This is a genomic window from Nocardioides sp. S5, assembly GCF_017310035.1.
In the GTDB taxonomy this organism is placed as follows: Bacteria; Actinomycetota; Actinomycetes; order Propionibacteriales; family Nocardioidaceae; genus Nocardioides.
Genome location: NZ_CP022296.1, coordinates 406,417 through 424,692, shown reverse-complemented (window position 1 = coordinate 424,692; position 18,276 = coordinate 406,417). Strand labels below are relative to the sequence as shown.

Genomic DNA, 18,276 nt, shown 5'->3' with positions numbered 1-18,276 from the left:
ACCCCTCGGCTCAACGGCTCGTTGTGTCCCGCTCCGCAGTGGCGGCCGTGGCGTGCTCGGTCTCTCGGCGCTCGAGGAAGAAGGCGCCCAGGCTGCCAGCAAGAGTGGCGAACACGACGACCGAGAACACGGCGAGCACCACCTCCAGGGCGCGGGCGAAGCCGTCGGACAGGCCGAGCGGCTCACCCGTGATGGTCGCGAGCGCTGAGGCATGCAGGGCGTCGGCGTACCGGGTGTATTCGGAGAACTGGAAGAGCAGCTGGCTGCTCCCCATCACGGTGATCGCCCAGACGACGCCCAACCACCCGATCCGGCTCCCCAACACCTGGTGCGCCGAACGGGAAGACCGGACGGCGGAGGACAGGACGCGCCCGGTTCGGAGGAACCGCGCCGCGCGCACCACCCTCAGCACGCGTAGGAACGGCAGAACCAGAAAAAGCAGCTGCCACCAGTTGCGGCGCAGGAAGCGACCGGTGTCCGGCGCCACCACCAGACGTGCCACGAACTCGACCACGAAGACCGACCACAGTCCCCACCCCAGAACAGCAAGCGCCATGGCCACCGGGGTCCCCTCTCGGGCGAGGCTCTCCCCGAGGACGACGAGCAGGAAGAGGACGCCCAACGCAGTCATGACGGGGCTGAGCCGGTCCAGCACCTCGTCGGCCCAACGTTCGCGCTCGGTCTGGCTCCGTCGAAGCAAGGTGACCATGGAGGCGAGTATCCCAAGGGCGCTGCTCGTGGAGACCCCAGCGGCCTGGGCTCACGGGCCGAGAACTGGGTACTACTCCCAGATGAACCCGTCATATCCATTCGATCCCGATTTGCACCCGGAGCGTTCGACCGCCGCCGGGGGCCGATGTTCATGGCATGGCACGCACGGAACGGCCGAGTCCGCGTGCATGGGCGAGGCCGTGGTGTCGTTCCAGGACGAGCAGGGCACGTGGCAGGCCGGCTGTCAGCGCGCTCTCGAGGACCTGGTGAACAGCGGTCAGATCGAGCCCTTGGGGCAGAGCGCTTGAGCCTGGCTGAGGCTGCCTACCCGCGCACGCACTGGGACTGGCACGAAGCCAGCAACGGCGCCTGACCCCGGCCGCGTCCGGGCGTCATTCGCACGCAGATCCATCTCCGTCCCCGTCCAGGTGTGTGCCGTAACCCGGATCCCCGGTGCGGACCGGCGTCGCACCGGCTGCACGCGCCTCGTCGCAGCTGTCGTAGCGCACGGGATCGCCGCCTCCGGACGGACCGGTCGCAGGCACTGCCGACGGGTCGGAGATGTTGTGGTCCACCTCGGTCGGCGCGCCCCACCGGTCAGGCGTCACGGCCTGTCCGTCGCACGGCACGAGCACTCGCTGGATCGCCGCCTCCTCCGGGGGCGTCACCCAGAGGTCGTACTTGGCCTTCACCGCGACCTGCCGTGAGACGTACTCACAGCGGTACGACGTGTTCGCCGGCAGCCACGTCGCGGCGTCACCGTCTCCCTTCTGACGGTTGGCACCGGCGTCCGTCGGGAGGAGGTTGAGCGGGTCGTTCGCGAAGGCAGCGCGCTTCTTGATCGGCCAGTCGAAGGCTCCCGTCGCCCAGGCGTTGCCCAGGGAGACCACGTGGTCGATGTCGACGAGGGACCCATCGCCCTGCCAGTAGTCGATCGTGGACCCGGTGTAGGGGTCGTCGTACGACCCAGCGGCCACCACACAGCCGTTGCTCTCCAGCGTCACCGGCAGCAGGTGTTCGGCGAGGATGTCGTTCCTGGTGTCGCAGCCGTTCCGGTCCGCGTCGAGCCACGCCGGCCCGAACCGAGCGCGGTCGTACCCCGTCATGGCAGCACGCCCCTTGACGGACAGGAGACCGAGAGCCGCCACCGCGGTCGCGTCGCCAGCTCCGGTGGGAGCCTCGCGGGCGCCTGGCACGACGTCGGAGTCGTCGCCGCACTGGCCGGCCGCGACGAGAAGGACAACACCCACGACGACGAACGCGAGCTTCACAGGGGTCCGATTCGCCAGAGCGGGACCAGGCCCAGCGCAGGCGTGGCCGCTGCTGTCAGCGCTTCTCGCAGGCGATGCCGTCGTTGTCCGATGGCCACGAAGGTATGTCAGGACGTCGGGCGTTGTCCGGCGAACGGGAAGGTGAGCCCACCTGCCCGAGGCAGGTGGGTCTCGATACTCGACCAGCGATGGGGACTGGGCTACTCGCCGCTACGCGCAGCTGACTCCCACGCACTGGGCCGGGTTGCCGTTCCCCGAGGCCAGGTTGCCCCCGCCGTCCGTCGTCCCGGGCACCGCCTCGATGCCGAGGTCGCCGTTGCCGTTGGCGACGTTCTCGGTGATCGTCGTGCGCGGGTTGTCCGTGTCGATCCCGTCGTCGCCGTTGAGGTTCGCGATGTTCTTGGTGATCGACGTGAGGTCGGAGTCGGGCGAGACGGAGATGCCGTCGCCCTGCACCGTGCCTTGCACGTCGTTCTTCTCGATGAGGTTGGCGTCGGAGTCGCTGAACACCGCGATCCCGAATCCGCGGGTGCTCCGGAGGACGTTCTTCTCGATCAGGTTCACCGTCGAGCGGTCAGCCACGCCGATGCCGAACACGTTGCCCGTCAGGACGTTCTTGCTGATGATGTTGTCAGTGGAGAGGCCGAGGCGGATCGCGTCGAGACCGCTGTTCGCGATCGTGTTCTTCTCGACCAGGTTGTCGTCCGACCCCGCGACGTTCACGCCGCGGATGTTGCCGGTCAGCGCCAGCTTCGACACGGTGCTCAGGGTGGACTCGTCGAGCACCACTCCCGTGTGGAAGCCCACGATCGTGCCGCTCGTGACGGTCACGCCCGTGCGCTGTGCGACACGGACGCCTGCGCCGCTCCCCGTCCCGCTGATCGTGTAGCCGCCGAGGTCGATGGTGATGTTGTCCGCCCCGGCGATCAGCGCGTCACCGGCGCACGGGCCCAGGTTGGCGGTGAGCTTGATGCTGGTGGTCACCACGGTCCCGCAGGTGACGGCCGCCGCGGTCGCGGGGGCGGCCGGGACCGCGAGCAGCGAGGTCACGAAGGCAGCGCCGAACAGGGCGCTGCGGGCGCGAGAGAACGATCGATTCGTCATGGTTGTCGCCTTCGGGGGTCATGCGCGCAGTGGTCGCGACCGATGGCCCGTGCCACGGCGCGCCGAGAACTGGCTGCCCTCCAGAGTCGTCAGCGCGGCAGGACTCCGTCAACGTGCTGAGAAGCAGATACCGACGATGAGGTACGCCCTTCGGTCCTCACCCCACGGCCAGCCGGTACCCCCGCTTCACCACGGTGAGCACGGCCTTCGTGCCGACGGCGGCCCGGAGCCGTGCCACCGCCATCTCCACCGCGTGCTCCGAACCCGCCTGACCCGACGGCAGCGCAGCCAGCAGCGCCCGCCGCGAGACCACGAACCCGGGGTTCACCAGCAGCGCCATGAGCACCGACAGAGGCGCAGGCGACAGCTCCACCGGCACCCCGTCGAGCAGCAGCGAGTCGGAGTGCACGATCAGCGTCCGCCCGTCGGAGAGGCGTACGTCGACACCGTCGCGTCGCGTCGGGAGCTCGGTCTCGAGCTGCTTGATCATCCCGGCCAGGCGCGAGCGGTCGGGGAAGATCGTCGGCACGCCCCACATCTCGAAGGCCGCGGCGGTGACCGGGCCGACGCAGGAGGCGACGACGTCGGACTGGAAGGCGGAGACGATGTCGTCGCGACGACCGACGCTGTAGGCCGCCTCCATCAGCGCGGCCACGGCCGGCGCCGAGGTGAAGGTGACGGCGTCGAGCTCGCGGTCGGCGATGAGGTCGATCAGGTGGAACATCGACGACGGGTCGTCGGCCGACTCGACGCGGTAGATCGGGACGGTCACCACCGACGCGCCCTGCCGGCGCAGCGCGTGTGCCGCCATGGACAGCGACTGGCCGTGCTCCTGCACCACGATCCGCTTGCCGGTGAGGTCGCGCCCGCGCAGGTGCGCGAGCACGTCCTCGAAGCACTCCGACTCCGGCGACCACAGCTCGCGCAGGCCGTGGCGGCGCAGCACGCCGACGCTCTTCGGCCCGCGGGCGAGGATCTCCGAGGCGCCGAGGACGGACACCAGCTCGTCGTACAACCCGGCTTCGGTCGCGGCGTCGAGCCACGCCTTCATGCCGATGCCGGTGGTGGCGAGGAAGAGGTCGACGGGCGCGGAGACCACGTCGCGGGTCGCGGCCAGGAGCTCGGCGAGGTCGACGTGGTTGGGCTCCAGCGACAGCGCCGCCGCCCACTCGACCTTCGCGCCGCGACGCTCCAGCAGCGCGACCTGCTCGTCGGCCTTGCGGGCAGCCGTCACCCCGATCCGGAAGCCCTCCAGCGGCAGGACGCTCACCGGACGCCCCCGACCAGCACGACGCCGTCGACCACCGAGACGTCGTACGACGGGACGGACACGGATGCGTCGTCCAGGCAGGCGCCGGTGCGCAGGTCGAAGGCCTGCTTGTACATCGGCGAGCTGACCACCGGCGCTGTCCCGCGGGAACCCACGATCCCGCGGGACAGCACCGACGCGCCGCTGAAGGGGTCGACGTTGCCGATCGCGTGGACCGACCCGTCGTGGGTGCGGAAGACCGCGACCGCGACGCCGTCGACCAGCGCGGCGACGCCGCCCTCGCGCGGGATGTCGGCCACGGCGCACACGGCGGTGGCCCGGGCGAGGTCGATCATGCGGGGGCTCCCACGGGGATCAGCGCCGGCGCGATCGGCTGGATCTGGTCGCGCTCGGTGGTGAAGGCGATGGTCGGGTCGGGGGTGTCGGGGGCGTTGACGAAGGACACGAAGCGCTCGAGCTTCGCGGGGTCGGCCAAGGTCGCTGCCCACTCGTCGGCGTACCCGCCCACGTGGCGCGCCATCTCCGCCTCGAGCTCCGCGCCCAGGCCCAGCGAGTCGTCGACGACGACCTCGCGCACCCGCTCCAGCCCGCCCTCGAGCTGCTCGATCCACGTCGAGGTGCGCTGGAGGCGGTCGGCGGTGCGGACGTAGTACATGAGGAACCGGTCGAGGTACGACACCAGCGTCTCCGTGTCCAGGTCACCCGCGAGCAGCCGTGCGTGGGCCGGCGTGGCGCCGCCGTTGCCGCCGACGTAGAGGTTCCACCCCTTCTCGGTCGCGATGACGCCGAAGTCCTTGCCGCGCGCCTCCGCGCACTCGCGGGCACACCCGCTGACGCCGCCCTTGAGCTTGTGGGGGCTGCGCAGCCCGCGGTAGCGCAGCTCCAGCGCGATCGCGAGACCCACCGAGTCCTGCACCCCGAAGCGGCACCACGTCGAGCCGACGCACGACTTCACCGTGCGCAGCGACTTGCCGTAGGCGTGGCCGGACTCGAAGCCCGCATCCACCAGCCGCTTCCAGATCGCCGGCAGCTGCTCCATCCGGGCACCGAAGAGGTCGATCCGCTGGCCGCCGGTGATCTTGGTGTAGAGCCCGTAGTCGCGCGCCACCTCCCCGATGACGATCAGCTTCTCCGGCGTGATCTCGCCGCCGGGGATGCGCGGGACGACGCTGTAGGTGCCGTTGCGCTGGATGTTGCCGAGGTACTTGTCGTTGGTGTCCTGCAGCTCGGCGGTCACCGGCTCGAGGATGTGGGTGCTGGTCTGGCTGGCCAGGATGCTGGCGATCGCGGGCTTGCAGACGTCGCAGCCGCGGCCCGTGCCGTGGGCCTCGACGATGTCGTCGAAGCGGCGGTAGCCGTGCACCGCGACGACGTCGAAGAGCTCCTGCCGGGTGAGCCGGAAGTGCTCGCACAGGCCCTTGTCGACGACCTTCCCGACACTCGCGAAGTGCTCCTCGACCAGGTTCTTCACCGTCGGCACGCACGAGCCGCAGGTGGTGCCGGCACGGGTGCACTGCTTGACGTCGGCGACGCTCTCGCAGCCCTGCTCGGCCACCGCGTGGAGGATGTCGGCCTTCGTGACGTCGTTGCACGAGCAGACCTGCGCCTCGTCGGGCATGCCGAGCTGGACGCCGCTGCTCGCGGGCAGGATCAGCTGCTCGGGGTTGTCGGGCAGCGCGAGCCCGCTGCTGACCATCGGCCGCAGGGTGCCGTACGCCGACGCGTCGCCGACCAGGATGCCGCCGAGCAGTCTGAACGAGCCGTCCCCGGCTTCGGACTCTGCCACCACCAGCTTCTTGTAGACCCCGCTCACCGCGTCGGCGTACGTCAGCTCGAGCGCGCCGTCGGTGGTCGCGAAGGCGTCGCCGAAGCTGGCCACGTCGACGCCGAGGAGCTTGAGCTTGGTGGACATGTCCGCGCCGGTGAAGGTGCCGGGGCCGTCGAGGAGCGCGTCGACCACGACCTCGGCCATCGCGTAGCCCGGCGCGACCAGGCCGTACATCGTGCCGCCCGGAGCCGCGCACTCGCCGATCGCGAAGACGTGCGGGTCGGCGGTGCGGCACTGCTCGTCGACCAGCACGCCGCCGCGCGCGGCCGTCTCGAGGTCGCACTCCCGGGCCAGGGCGTCGCGCGGGCGGATGCCGGCGGAGAACACGACGACCTGCGCCTCGACGACCTCCGTCGGGGCGCCCTCCTCGGTCCCGGCCTGCCTCATCCGCAGGCCCGTCACGCTGGAGTCGCCCTCGATCTCCTCGGTGAGGACGGCGGTGTGGACCTTCACGCCGAGCTTCTCGACGTGGCGCACGAGCGTCACGCCTGCGGCGTCGTCGAGCTGGACGGGCATCAGCCTCGGGGCCATCTCGACGACGTGGGTGTCGAGGCCGAGCTGGACGAGCGCGTTGGCCGCCTCGAGCCCGAGCAGCCCGCCGCCGATGACGACTCCGCTGGTCGCGGTCTCGCTGGCGGCCTTGATCGCCTCGAGGTCCTCGATCGTGCGGTAGACGAAGCAGCCGTCCTTGCCGCGACCCTCCACCGGCGGGACGAACGGCGCCGCGCCGGTCGCGAGGACGAGCACGTCGTAGTCGTGGACCGTGACCGCTCCGGGCTCCCCCCGCTGGTCGAGGAGGGCGCCCTGGCGCCCGTCACGAGACCCCGCCGACGGCGGTGACACGACGGTGACGGTCCGCGCCGCCCGGTCGATCTCGGTCACGACGCTGTCGAGCACGAGCCGCACCCGCGGGTCGTCGTACACCCCACCGGGCAGGAGCGAGAGCCCCTCCGCGCCGTCGGGGTGGCCGAACCAGCTCGTGAGGCCGACGCGGTCGTAGGCCGCCCGCGGCTCCTCGCCGAAGACGACGACGTCGTGGGTCTCGGTCAGGCCGCGCTCGACGGCGGCCTGGGCGAAGCGGTGGCCCACCATGCCGTGCCCGACGACGACGATCCTCTGGCGCTTGGTCATGCCGAGGACGGTAGGAAGCCGATGTTGTCAGCGGGCTCCGCGAATGTTTCGGGCGTGAAAACTGGGTGGCACGGGCTCACGCGCCTCACCCGGCCCGGCCGAGCTCCTCCCGCATGCCGACGAGCACCTCGAGCTCGGCGGGGGTGACGTAGGACGGGTTGCTGCCGGCCGGCATCCGGATCACCTCGAGGCCCGCGAGGTCGGCGTGCCCGACCAGCTCGGAGCGCAGCAGTGGCGGATCGAGGGGCGTGAGCACCAGCGGGACCTCGCCGGCGCGCGCCGGGCCGGTCGTGCGCCCGTAGGCGTGGATGCCGGCCCCGGTGCCGCTCACCCACAGCAGCACCCGCTGCCCCGCCTCCACCAGGTCGGTGCGGTAGGTCGGCCGCACGCACCGTGCCCGCACGTCGGCAAAACCGGTGCGCAGGTGCGCCTGCGTCGAGGGATCTGAGCCGGTCGCCTTGAACAGCCAGGCGCCGAGAGTGTCGGCGGTGAGGGCACGATCTGCAGCCACTCCCTGAGGGTGGCACAGGCGTCGACTCCGACCCCGACAGGTGCCAACCTGAAGGGGTGAGCGAGTGGTTCCTGCCCGAGAGCGAGCGTCCCTGGACCTCGGGCAACCTCGTCGTGCCGCGGGTCCACGGCGCGACCTACTTCGCCCGCCTGGTCGAGGTCGTCGGCGCGACGGAGGCCGGCGACCGGGTCTACTTCACCGACTGGCGCGGCGACGCCGACGAGCGGCTGACCGACGACGGGCCGACCGTGGCCCAGCTGCTGCGCGCGGCCGCCGCGCGCGACGTCGAGGTCCGCGCGCTCATGTGGCGCTCGCACCCCGGGCAGCTCAACGGCGAGGAGAACGGGCACCTCGGGCGGATCATCAACGAGTGCGGCGGCGAGGCGCTGCTCGACGAGCGGGTGCGCTACGGCGGCTCGCACCACCAGAAGCTGCTCGTCGTACGCCACCGGGACCGGCCGCAGGACGACGTGGCCTTCGTCGGCGGGATCGACCTCTGCTACAGCCGCCGCGACGACGCCGCGCACGCCGGCGACCCGCAGGTCGCGCCGCTGGACGACCGCTACGGCGACTCGCCGCCCTGGCACGACGCGATGGCGGAGATCCGCGGCCCGGCGGTCGCGCACGTGGTCGACACCTTCGCCGAGCGGTGGGACGACCCGACGCCGCTCGACCACCGCAACCCCTACCGCGCCGTCGCCCAGCGGATCGCGCGAATGCCGCGGCACCCCCAGCAGCTGCCGGAGAGCTGGGACCCGCCGCCCGCCGCCGGGCGCCACCAGGTGCAGATCCTGCGGACCTACCCCTTCAAGCGCCCGCACTACCCGTTCGCCCCCGACGGTGAGCGCTCGATCGCGCGCGGCTACTCGCGCGCCTTCAGCCGGGCGCGACGCCTGGTCTACATCGAGGACCAGTACTTCTGGTCCGACGTCGTGGCCACCACCCTCGCCGACGCGCTGCGCCGCGAGCCCGGCCTCGAGGTCATCGCGGTCGTGCCGCGCTTCCCCGAGTCCGACGGCCGCATCGGCGGCCCACCCATCCACCACGGCCAGCGGCTCGCGTGGGAGAGTCTGCGCGCCGCGGGCGGCGAGCGCTTCGCGATGTTCGACCTGGAGAACGCCGCCGGCACGCCCGTCTACGTCCACGCCAAGGTCTGCCTCGTCGACGACGAGTGGATGACCATCGGCTCGGACAACCTCAACCTGCGCTCGTGGACCCACGACTCCGAGCTGACCTGCGCGGTCGTCGACCCCGAGGGCGAGCTCCCACGCACCCTGCGTACGTCGTTGTGGGCCGAGCACCTCGGGCTGCCCGAGGACGACCCGCGACTCGCCGACCTGGACGGCGCGCTCGACCTGTGGCGCGAGCGCGTCGGAGCCGCCGGCAGCCGCATCGGCGTCCACGAGCCGCCCTCGCTCCCCCGGCGTACGACGCGGTGGGCCGGCCCCGCCTACCGTCTGCTCTACGACCCGGACGGCCGGCCGCGGCGGCTGCGCGGCACCACCGAGTTCTAGGACCCCACGGCCTTCGGGGCTACCTTGACGGCATGCCCACATCGATCGAAGCCTGGTGGCCCCGGCTGTCGCAGGAGACCCGGGACTGGCTCGTCGCCCACAACGGCGACGAGGTCACGCCCACCGTGATGGCGGAGATCAACCGCGCGGGCGGCGTCGTGTCGACCGACGCGTGGGGAGCGGGGCACGACACCCCGCAGGGGGCCTACCTCCCCGACGAGGTCGTCGACTGGATCGAGGCGGTCGCCAACGGCGAGGTGCCGCCGCGCTAGCGGGCCCGCCTGCGCGGGTCTGCTAACGTCCACGCCGTCCACACGGGAGTCCGCGGTAGCGGGCTGAGAGGGAGCTGTACACCGCTCCGACCGTCGCACCTGATCCGGGTCATGCCGGCGAAGGAAGTGAGTTCCGGTGTCACTGCCACGCATCTTCAGCCTGGTCTCCTCGACCGACGACCTGTCCCTCCTGGCAGACCTGGCGCTGGCCGGGATCGACGGGTTCCAGGTCCGCGACAAGACCGCCACCACCCGCGAGCTCGTCGAGCTCACCCGTGTCGTCGTCGCTGCGGTCCGGCCGCTGGGCGCGACCGTCGTCGTCGACGACCAGCTCGACGTCGCCCTCGCCACGGGCGCGGACGGGGTCCACCTCGGCGAGCACGACCTCCCCGTCGAGCTGGCCGCGGCCATCGCTCCCCACCTCCTGATCGGCGCGACCTGTCGCGACCGGGAGGCGGTCGAGCGGGCGGCCGCGGACGGGGCGTCGTACGCCGGCTTCGGCCCGGTCCACGACACCGCGAGCAAGACCGGCCTGCCGCCCGCGCTCGGCACGTCCGCGATCACCGACGCGTGCGGCGTGCTGCCGCTGGTGGCGATCGGCGGCATCGGCCCCGGCCGCGTACGCCCGGCGCTGGCCGCCGGCGCCCACGGCGTGGCCGTGCTGGGCGCGATCTGGCGGGACCCCGACCCTCTGGCAGCAGCGAAGGAGCTGGTCCGGGAGCTCGGCTGATGCGGGTGCACGTCCTCGGGGGCGGCGTCGTCGGACTGGCGTGCGCCGACGAGCTGCTCGCGCGTGGGCACGACGTCGTCGTGGTCGACCGCGCGGTCGGCAGCGGCGCGTCGGCCGTCGCCGCCGGGATGCTGTCGCCGGCCGGGGAGGCCTGGCACGGGGAGCAGGACGTCCACCGGCTCGGCGTCGAGAGCGCACGGCTGTGGCCGTCGTACGCCGCTCGCCTCGGCGTGCCGCTGCACGACCACGGCACCCTCCTGGTCGGGCACGATGCCGACGACCGGCACGACGTCCGGCGCCAGGTCGAGCTGCTGGCCGGGCTCGGTGTCGTGACCGACCTCCTCGCCCCTGCCCAGGTGCGCCGGCTCGAGCCGGGCCTGGGCCGGGTGTCCGCAGGTGCGCGTGTCGAGGACCGCGCCGTGGACCCGCGCGCCGTCGTCGCGGCCCTGCTGCGGCGGCTCGCGGGTCGCGTGCACGCCCGCGAGCCCCGGGCCACCGCCGACGCGGTCGTCCTCGCCACGGGCGCCCGGCTCCCCGAGCCGTGGACCCACTTGCTGCGCGGTGTGCGGGGCGAGGTGGTCCGGCTGCACACCTCGGACCCGCCGCGCCACGTCGTGCGCGGATGGGTGGCCGGCGAGCACGTCTACGTCGTGCCGCACGAGGGGGGCGAGGTCGTCGTGGGCGCCACGGTGGAGGAGCACGACGAGCCACCGGTCCCGACCGCCGGCGGGGTGCTGCGGCTGCTGCGCGCAGCACGCGTCCTGCTGCCCGCGCTCGACCGGGCCGAGGTCCTCGCGTGCGCCGCCCGGGACCGACCGGCGACGCGCGACCACCTGCCCCTCATCGGCCCGACCCACGACCCGCGGACGTGGCTCGCAGCGGGTCACTTCCGCCACGGCGTGCTCCTCGCGCCGCTGACCGCGCGGTTCCTCGCCGACGCCCTCGAGGGTGCCGCGCCCGACCCGGCCGTCGACCCCCGACGACTCCTCGCCACCCCCACCGCCCCAGGAGGACCACCGTGCACCTGACCCTCAACGGCGTCCCGCTCGACGTGGACGTCACGACGCTCGCCGACCTCGTCGGACCCCTGCCCGTCGGGCACGCAGCAGCGGTCAACCTCGAGGTCGTGCCCCGCGCAGACCACGGCCGCGTCGTGCTGGCCGACGGCGACGTGGTCGACGTGGTGACGGCGGTGGCAGGCGGATGAGCGACCTCGTCATCGCGGGCACCCGCCTGGCCTCGCGCCTGTTCCTGGGCACGGGCGGGCTGCCGCGCCCCGACCTGCTCGGCCCGGTGCTGGCCGCCGCCCGTCCCGGGCTGGTGACCGTCAGCGTGCGGCGTACGTCGAGCACCGCCGCCGGTGGCATCCTGTCGGTCCTGCGGGAGCACGGCGTGCCGGTCCTGCCCAACACGGCCGGCTGCCTGTCGGCGCGCGAGGCCGTGCTCACCGCCGAGCTGGCCCGCGAGGCGCTCGGCACCACCTGGGTCAAGCTGGAGGTCGTGGGCGACGAGACCACCCTGATGCCCGACGTCGTGGATCTCGTGGAGGCGGCCGAGGAGCTCGTGAGCCGCGGCTTCACGGTGCTCCCCTACACCACCGACGACCCCGTCGTGGCACGCCGCCTCGCCGATGCCGGGTGCGCCGCGGTGATGCCGCTGGGGTCGCCGATCGGCTCGGGCCTGGGCGTCCTCAACCCCTACGCGATCGAGGCGGTGGTCGCCGCGGTCGACGTGCCCGTGGTGCTCGACGCGGGCGTCGGCACCGCCTCCGACGCGGCGCTCGCGCTGGAGCTCGGGTGTGACGCGGTGCTGGCCGCGACCGCGGTCACCCGCTCCGCGGACCCCGAGCGGATGGCCCACGCCCTGCGGCTGGCCGTGGCGGCCGGCGCCGCTGCCCGGGACGCCGGCCGCATCCCGCGCCGCGACACGGCGCGGGCCTCCAGCCCGACCGAGGGGAGGGTGACGTGGTCCCCCGGCTCGTCCTGCTGACCGACCGCTCCCAGCTCCGCCTCGGTCGCGGCCTCGTGCGCACCGTCCTGGAGTGCGCCGACGCCGGGCTGGAGGCGGTCGTCGTGCGCGAGCACGACCTCGACGCCTCGCGCCGGCACGCGCTCGTCGCCCGGCTGGCCGCCGTCGACGGGCTCACGGTGCTGTCCTCACGGCTCCCCGACCCGGCCGCCCACGGCCTGCACCTGGCCGCCCACCAGCGACCTCCGGGCGAGGGTCGCTGGGGACGGTCGTGCCACGCCCCGGGAGAGGTGGCGGTCGCAGCGGCCGAGGGCGCCGCGTGGGTCACCCTCTCGCCGTACGCCGCCAGCGCGAGCAAGCCGGGGCACGGACCCGCCCTGCCACCCGCGGCGTTCGCGGGGCACCCCGTCCCAGTGCTGGCGCTGGGCGGCGTCGACGTGACCACCGCCGCCGCTGCCCGGGGGGCCGGCGCCCACGGCGTCGCGGTGATGGGCGCGGTGATGCGGGCTGCCGACCCGGCACGCGTCGTGGCCGGGCTGCTGCGGGAGACCGGGTGCTGACCCCGCCGGTGGTGCTCGCCGTCGCGGGCACCGACAGTGGTGGAGCCGCCGGGCTCGCGGCCGACCTCGCCACGGTCGCTGCGCTCGGCTGCCACGGCGCCTGTGCCGTGACCGCGGTGACGGCGCAGGACACCACCGGCGTCCACGCGGTCCACCCGGTCCCCGCGGCCACCGTCGCGGCCCAGGTCGAGGCCGTCCTGGGCGACCTGCCGGTCGCGGTCGTGAAGACCGGGATGCTCGGCTCACCCGAGGTCGTCGACCTGGTCGCCACCCGGCTCGGCCACCTGCCCCTCGTGGTCGACCCCGTGCTCGTGGCCACCAGCGGCGCGGTGCTCGGCGGCGCCGCCGTCGTCGCGGCCTACCGCGAGGCGCTGCTGCCCCGGGCGCTCGTCGCCACGCCCAACCTGTCCGAGGCCCGCGCCCTCGCCGGCCGCGACGGGTCGGCGCCCGACCTGGCCGCGGCGCTCGCCGACCTCGGCTGCGCGGTCGTCGTCACCGGCGGGCCCGAGTGGCGTCCGGGCGATCCGGGCGCGACGTGCACCGACTGGCTCTGCCGACCCGGAGGCGCGCCCGTGCCGCTGCGCCACCCGGGCGTGGCGACCACGGCCGACCACGGCAGCGGGTGCACCTACGCCGCCGCGCTCGCCGCCGGCCTCGCCCACGGCGCCGACCTCGAGGACGCCGCCGGCGATGCCGCGGCCTTCGTCGGCGCCCGCCTCGCCGCCAGCAGCGGCTGGCGGCTGGGGCGCGGTCGCGGCCCCGTCTCCCACCTCGTCCAGGCCCCACCACCCACCCAGGAGGAACCCGCATGACCGTCCACCCCGCCCACGAGCGCGTGCTCACCGGCCCGCTCGGCGTCCCCGCCACCCGCGTCCACCTGACCAACGGCGAGACCTTCGACCTCTACTCCACCTCCGGACCGGGGTCCGACGCCGAGACCGGCCTGCCCGCGCTGCGGGCCGGGTGGATCGAGGACCGTGGCGACACCGAGGAGTACGCCGGTCGCGAGGCCCTGCTGCGCGACGACGGCCGCTCCGCCGTACGCCGTGGATCGACCCGCGGCGCGTGGCGCGGTGAGCGACGACGTCCGCGCCGGGCGGTGGCGGGCGGCAACGTCACCCAGCTCCACCACGCCCGCCGTGGCGTCGTCACCGCGGAGATGGAGTACGTCGCCGCCCGCGAGGGCTGCGACGTGGAGCTGGTCCGCAGCGAGGTCGCCGCCGGCCGCGCGATCATCCCCGCCAACGTCAACCACCCGGAGTCGGAGCCGATGATCATCGGCCGCGCGTTCCTGGTGAAGATCAACGCCAACATCGGCAACAGCGCCGTCACCAGCAGCATCGCCGAGGAGGTCGACAAGCTGACCTGGGCGACCACGTGGGGCGCCGACACCGTCATGGACCTCTCCACGGGCGAGGACATCCACACCACCCGCGAGTGGATCCTGCGCAACTCGCCGGTCCCCATCGGCACCGTCCCCCTCTACCAGGCGCTGGAGAAGGTCGGCGGCGAGGCGGACCAGCTCACGTGGGAGGTCTTCCGCGACACGGTCGTCGAGCAGTGCGAGCAGGGCGTGGACTACATGACCGTCCACGCCGGCGTGCTGCTGCGACACGTCCCGCTCACCGCCGAGCGGGTGACCGGCATCGTGTCGCGCGGCGGCTCGATCATGGCCGGCTGGTGCCTGGCCCACCACGAGGAGAACTTCCTCTTCACCCACTTCGACGAGCTGTGCGAGATCTTCGCGGCCTACGACGTGGCCTTCTCCCTGGGCGACGGCCTGCGGCCCGGCAGCGTCGCCGACGCCAACGACGCCGCCCAGCTGGCGGAGCTGCGCACCCTCGCCGACCTGACCGCCCGGGCGTGGGAGCACGACGTGCAGGTGATGGTCGAGGGCCCCGGCCACGTCCCCCTCGACCTCGTGGAGGAGAACGTCCGGCTCCAGCAGGAGTGGTGCCACGGCGCGCCGTTCTACACGCTCGGTCCGCTGGCCACCGACGTCGCGCCCGGCTACGACCACATCACCAGCGCCATCGGCGCCGCGGCGATCGCCATGCACGGAACGGCGATGCTCTGCTACGTCACGCCCAAGGAGCACCTGGGCCTGCCTGACCGCGACGACGTCAAGACCGGCGTCATCACCTACAAGCTGGCCGCCCACGCCGCGGACGTGGCCAAGCGGCACCCGGGTGCCCGCGCGTGGGACGACGCACTCAGCCGGGCCCGGTTCGAGTTCCGCTGGCGCGACCAGTTCGCGCTCTCGCTCGACCCGCCCACCGCCGAGTCCTTCCACGACGAGACGCTCCCTGCCGAGAGCGCCAAGACCGCGCACTTCTGCTCGATGTGCGGACCGAAGTTCTGCTCGATGCGCATCAGCCACGACGTGCGCGAGCGGTTCGCGGAGAAGTCCGCCGAGCTCGTACGCCTCGGCGGCACCGTCTACGTCAGCGAGTCGTGACCGGCAGGTGCACCACGACGTCCTTCATCCGCATCGCACCGACCACGCGCGAGCCGAAGCCGACGTACATGTCCGAGATCGGCGCCACCGTCAGGAAGAGGGTCTTCCCGGCCGGCACGTCGACCGCGACCGACGGCAGCTCGATGCCCCGGCGCGGCTTGTTGATCACGATGCCGCTCTCTCGGACCGGGAGCATGTTGTTCTGCACGATGCGGGCGTCGAGCGGGCTGGTGCCGACCGACAGGCCGAGGAAGGCGCGGTTGTCGAGGCCGAGCGTGGTGAGGGTGGCGTCGAGCTTCGAGGAGCCGGCGATGGTGAGCGGGCCCTGCGCGATCGGGTAGGCGATCGGGGCGCCGACGCCCACGGTGCTGACGACCTCGCCGAGCTCGACCGGCGTGGTCGGCGCGGAGGCCGGGACGGTGACGCAACGGTCGCCGGCGGCGGTGGTGAGGTGCAGCTGGCCGAAACCCTCGAGGCCGGTCTTCACGCCCTGCAGGTTCTGCTGGAGGAAGCGCAGGCCGAGGTCGGCGAAGGTCGCGCTGCCCAGCACCGGCGAGCAGGCGTCGCTGGTGGCGAGCGGGATGTCCAGGTTGCTGCCGAGGGGCAGGGCCGACGGCAACGTGTGACCGCCGTTGTAGCCGACCAGCATGCTCTGCGCGCGGGCCTTGTCGGTGAGCGCCCGACGGAAGTTCTTCAGGCCCTGGTCGAGCGGGAACAGGTTGTCGGTCGCGCCCTGCCCGAAGAGCACAGGGATGTCGAGCTTGCGCCCCTGGCGCACGTGCCACTCCGGGCCGTTGCGGTCGAGGAAGTCGTGGAGGTACGCCGGCACGTGGCCCGTCGCGGTCGCCTCGGCGAAGCCGCGGAGGACGATCGGCGGCAGCGCGTCGGTCGGCAGCGCGGCCGCGGTGAGGGCGGTGGCCCACTCGGTGCGCGGGACGCCCTGCGGGAAGAGGCTCTCGGTCAGGCTCGACCAGGTGATCTCCGGGACGAGCGCGTCGAAGCGCGTCGCGCCCCTGTCGCGCAGCTCGCTGAAGGCGCCGACGAACTGGTAGCCACCGCCGTAGGACCCGCCGATCGCGCCCAGCACCGGGTCGCCCGGCCTCTGCTTCTTCACCCACGGCTGCGCGGCGACGACGTCGACGATCGCCTGGACGTCCTTGCCCTCGACGTCGGGGTTCTCGATGTGGGCCCGGCCGCCGCTCTCGCCGAAGCCGCGCTGGTCGAAGCTCAGCACCCCGAAACCGGCGTCGGTGAGGTGGGCGAACGCGACCGGGTCCGTCGTACGACTCCCACCCCAGCCGTGGCTGTGCAGCACCATCGGCACCGGTCGGTCCTTCGTGGCGCCGGCCGGGCGGAACAGCGTGAAGCAGATGTCCACCGGTGCGGTGGTGCCCGGGTCCGGGACGCTGCTCAGGCAGCCGTCGGTCGTGGTGACGGCCTCCGCGGCGGCGCCCGGCGAGGCGACGTAGGGGACCGAGGCGAGCGCGAGGACGCCCGCGACGGCGGCGGTGATGCGGCTGGCGAGGTGACGGTGCATGGCTTCTCTCCTGCGGTGGGGTCACTCGTACCAACGAGTAGCCCCGCTCGCGGCTACGCACCCCGCCAGCCGCGGTCACCTCAGCAGTCGTGCGCGTCCGCCCCGGCGATCCAGGTCTCGACCATCTCGTCGGCCAGCGTCGAGCCGGCACCGAAGTACTCCAGCCCCTTGCCGTCCGCGCCGTTCGGCGTCGGGATCCGCTCGGTGCCCTTGGGATCGCCGATCGTCATCTTCTCGAAGATCTTGATCCCGACCGGCATGCGCTCGGCGCGCAGGGCGTCGTAGCCCGCGTCGGCGGCCTCGTCGCACGCGGCCTGGTAGCCGAAGATCAGGTCGGCCCCCGTCTCGGCCGAGAGGACGAACCAGTTGCTCGACGCCGGGGCGCTGAGGGAGTACATCGGCACGTAGCAGTGGTGCGCGCTGGCGCTGGTCGCGGTCACGGCGACCGCCGCTGCTGCTGCGGCTGACACGACGCCGAGGCGGCGCAAGGTGGTTCTCATGGTGCTGACCCTTTCGTCACGGACCCCCGTCGGGTCTCGGTCCCACCAGTCCACCCGCCGGGCCCGGGCGCCGACCACCGCGTGGACCCGCACAGTTCTCGTACAGTTCGTCAGCCCTGGCGCCTCGCCAGCTCCAGGCCCGCATCCCATCCCGGGGCGCGGCCACCGGCGGGCGGTCGGATCGCCTCCATGTCGTGGCCCGAGCGCGCCAACACCCACGCGACCGCGGAGTTCGAGTTCCACATCTCGCCGAGCGCCAGCTCGTCGCGGCCCCAGACGAGCGGCGGCACGAGGGCGAGGAGCTCCAGGACACGCCTCACCCGGGCCAGCTCCTCCGTCGTGCGGACGGGGCTGTCGACCGCCTCGGCGACGTCGGGGATGCGACCGCCCGCCCAGCAGCGCAGCTCGTAGCGGAACGCGCGGAAGCGGCCGAGCCGGGCGGACCCGACGGGGCCCTCGCAGAGCACGCCACGGTCGCGGTCGGCCACGTTCCACACGGGCCCCATCTCGACCGCGTAGGTGGCGCCATCGGCGTGCACCATCAGGCCGGAGTGGAAGAGGTCGAGGGGTGCACGGTGGTTGCGCCCCGCCGAGCAGCGCTCGTAGACGCGTCCGTTGGTGCGGACGAACCAACCGCCCGCGCCGAGGGGCAGCCAGTAGAGATCGACCCATGAGTCCACTGGCTGCCCTCCCCCTCGTGACGCCAGATAATCAGCGCGCAGCAGGGGACCGACAGGGCCGAAGGTCCCAGTGGTCGGCAGGGGTCACGCCTCTTGCGTGCGACCAGGGTGCGGGCCTCGCCGACGAGACCGCGTACGACGTCCGCCGCGCGCAGGGGCCGTGCTTGTGCGGTCGCTGTGGTGTGGATCCCGCACCACGACGACCGCACTGTCGTCGGGGTCCCCGGGTGA

At 73.1% G+C, this 18,276-nt stretch carries 19 protein-coding genes and 1 riboswitch; of the genes, 9 read left to right on the top strand and 10 right to left on the bottom strand.

The window, feature by feature from the left end:
• Positions 1-10 precede the first annotated feature (10 nt).
• The 7 genes from CFI00_RS02120 to CFI00_RS02090 form a co-directional block, all read right to left on the bottom strand.
• Positions 11-709 (bottom strand): hypothetical protein, encoded by a 699-nt coding sequence (locus tag CFI00_RS02120; RefSeq protein WP_207083656.1) that lies wholly within the window; start codon positions 707-709, stop codon positions 11-13.
• 394 nt (positions 710-1,103) lie between these two features.
• On the bottom strand, positions 1,104-1,982 hold the full coding sequence (locus tag CFI00_RS02115; RefSeq protein WP_242532640.1) for a DUF1524 domain-containing protein: 879 nt from the start codon (positions 1,980-1,982) through the stop codon (positions 1,104-1,106).
• Positions 1,983-2,192: 210 nt separating this feature from the next.
• Positions 2,193-3,086: a right-handed parallel beta-helix repeat-containing protein gene (locus CFI00_RS02110; RefSeq protein ID WP_207083655.1), complete on the bottom strand. Its 894-nt coding sequence runs from the start codon at positions 3,084-3,086 to the stop codon at positions 2,193-2,195.
• 157 nt (positions 3,087-3,243) lie between these two features.
• Positions 3,244-4,356 (bottom strand): uroporphyrinogen-III synthase, encoded by a 1,113-nt coding sequence (locus CFI00_RS02105; RefSeq protein ID WP_207083654.1) that lies wholly within the window; start codon positions 4,354-4,356, stop codon positions 3,244-3,246.
• A complete protein-coding gene (gene nirD / locus CFI00_RS02100; protein WP_207083653.1) occupies positions 4,353-4,691 on the bottom strand; it encodes a nitrite reductase small subunit NirD in 339 nt (112 codons plus the stop codon). The genes CFI00_RS02105 and nirD overlap by 4 nt, the downstream gene beginning before the upstream one ends.
• On the bottom strand, positions 4,688-7,315 hold the full coding sequence (nirB, locus tag CFI00_RS02095) for a nitrite reductase large subunit NirB (RefSeq protein ID WP_207083652.1): 2,628 nt from the start codon (positions 7,313-7,315) through the stop codon (positions 4,688-4,690). Before nirB ends, nirD begins: the two co-directional genes overlap by 4 nt.
• Positions 7,316-7,400: 85 nt before the next feature.
• A complete protein-coding gene (locus CFI00_RS02090) occupies positions 7,401-7,826 on the bottom strand; it encodes a hypothetical protein (protein WP_207083651.1) in 426 nt (141 codons plus the stop codon).
• Between the two features lie 56 nt (positions 7,827-7,882).
• Here CFI00_RS02090 and CFI00_RS02085 point away from each other — a divergent pair, with 56 nt between their 5' ends.
• The 9 genes from CFI00_RS02085 to thiC all read left to right on the top strand — a co-directional run bounded on the left by CFI00_RS02085 (position 7,883) and on the right by thiC (position 15,328).
• Positions 7,883-9,340 (top strand): phospholipase D-like domain-containing protein, encoded by a 1,458-nt coding sequence (locus tag CFI00_RS02085; RefSeq protein ID WP_207083650.1) that lies wholly within the window; start codon positions 7,883-7,885, stop codon positions 9,338-9,340.
• Positions 9,341-9,372: 32 nt separating this feature from the next.
• Positions 9,373-9,612, top strand: coding sequence for a hypothetical protein (locus tag CFI00_RS02080; protein ID WP_207083649.1), 240 nt, complete (start codon positions 9,373-9,375; stop codon positions 9,610-9,612).
• A 32-nt stretch (positions 9,613-9,644) separates the two neighbouring features.
• Positions 9,645-9,755, top strand: a riboswitch (TPP riboswitch).
• A complete protein-coding gene (locus tag CFI00_RS02075) occupies positions 9,749-10,342 on the top strand; it encodes a thiamine phosphate synthase (protein ID WP_207083648.1) in 594 nt (197 codons plus the stop codon). Its footprint overlaps the riboswitch before it by 7 nt.
• A complete protein-coding gene (locus tag CFI00_RS02070; protein ID WP_207083647.1) occupies positions 10,342-11,370 on the top strand; it encodes an FAD-dependent oxidoreductase in 1,029 nt (342 codons plus the stop codon). Before CFI00_RS02075 ends, CFI00_RS02070 begins: the two co-directional genes overlap by 1 nt.
• Positions 11,361-11,549 (top strand): sulfur carrier protein ThiS, encoded by a 189-nt coding sequence (gene thiS, locus CFI00_RS02065; protein ID WP_207083646.1) that lies wholly within the window; start codon positions 11,361-11,363, stop codon positions 11,547-11,549. Before CFI00_RS02070 ends, thiS begins: the two co-directional genes overlap by 10 nt.
• Entirely contained in the window at positions 11,546-12,331 is a 786-nt protein-coding gene (locus CFI00_RS02060) for a thiazole synthase (RefSeq protein ID WP_207083645.1), read from the top strand. Before thiS ends, CFI00_RS02060 begins: the two co-directional genes overlap by 4 nt.
• Positions 12,307-12,870 (top strand): thiamine phosphate synthase, encoded by a 564-nt coding sequence (locus CFI00_RS02055; protein WP_207083644.1) that lies wholly within the window; start codon positions 12,307-12,309, stop codon positions 12,868-12,870. The genes CFI00_RS02060 and CFI00_RS02055 overlap by 25 nt, the downstream gene beginning before the upstream one ends.
• On the top strand, positions 12,864-13,682 hold the full coding sequence (thiD, locus tag CFI00_RS02050) for a bifunctional hydroxymethylpyrimidine kinase/phosphomethylpyrimidine kinase (protein WP_242532639.1): 819 nt from the start codon (positions 12,864-12,866) through the stop codon (positions 13,680-13,682). The genes CFI00_RS02055 and thiD overlap by 7 nt, the downstream gene beginning before the upstream one ends.
• The gene (gene thiC, locus CFI00_RS02045; RefSeq protein ID WP_207083643.1) at positions 13,679-15,328 is read left to right on the top strand and encodes a phosphomethylpyrimidine synthase ThiC; all 1,650 of its coding nucleotides are present in this window, start codon (positions 13,679-13,681) and stop codon (positions 15,326-15,328) included. The genes thiD and thiC overlap by 4 nt, the downstream gene beginning before the upstream one ends.
• Here the strand turns inward: thiC and CFI00_RS02040 are convergent.
• The 3 genes from CFI00_RS02040 to CFI00_RS02030 form a co-directional block, all read right to left on the bottom strand.
• The gene (locus tag CFI00_RS02040) at positions 15,315-16,865 is read right to left on the bottom strand and encodes an alpha/beta fold hydrolase (protein WP_207083642.1); all 1,551 of its coding nucleotides are present in this window, start codon (positions 16,863-16,865) and stop codon (positions 15,315-15,317) included. The genes thiC and CFI00_RS02040 overlap by 14 nt on opposite strands.
• Before the next feature lie 80 nt (positions 16,866-16,945).
• Complete coding sequence (locus CFI00_RS02035; protein WP_207083641.1) at positions 16,946-17,365, bottom strand: hypothetical protein; 420 nt, start codon at positions 17,363-17,365, stop codon at positions 16,946-16,948.
• Between the two features lie 110 nt (positions 17,366-17,475).
• Complete coding sequence (locus CFI00_RS02030) at positions 17,476-18,045, bottom strand: hypothetical protein (protein WP_207083640.1); 570 nt, start codon at positions 18,043-18,045, stop codon at positions 17,476-17,478.
• Between the last annotated feature and the right edge of the window lie 231 nt (positions 18,046-18,276).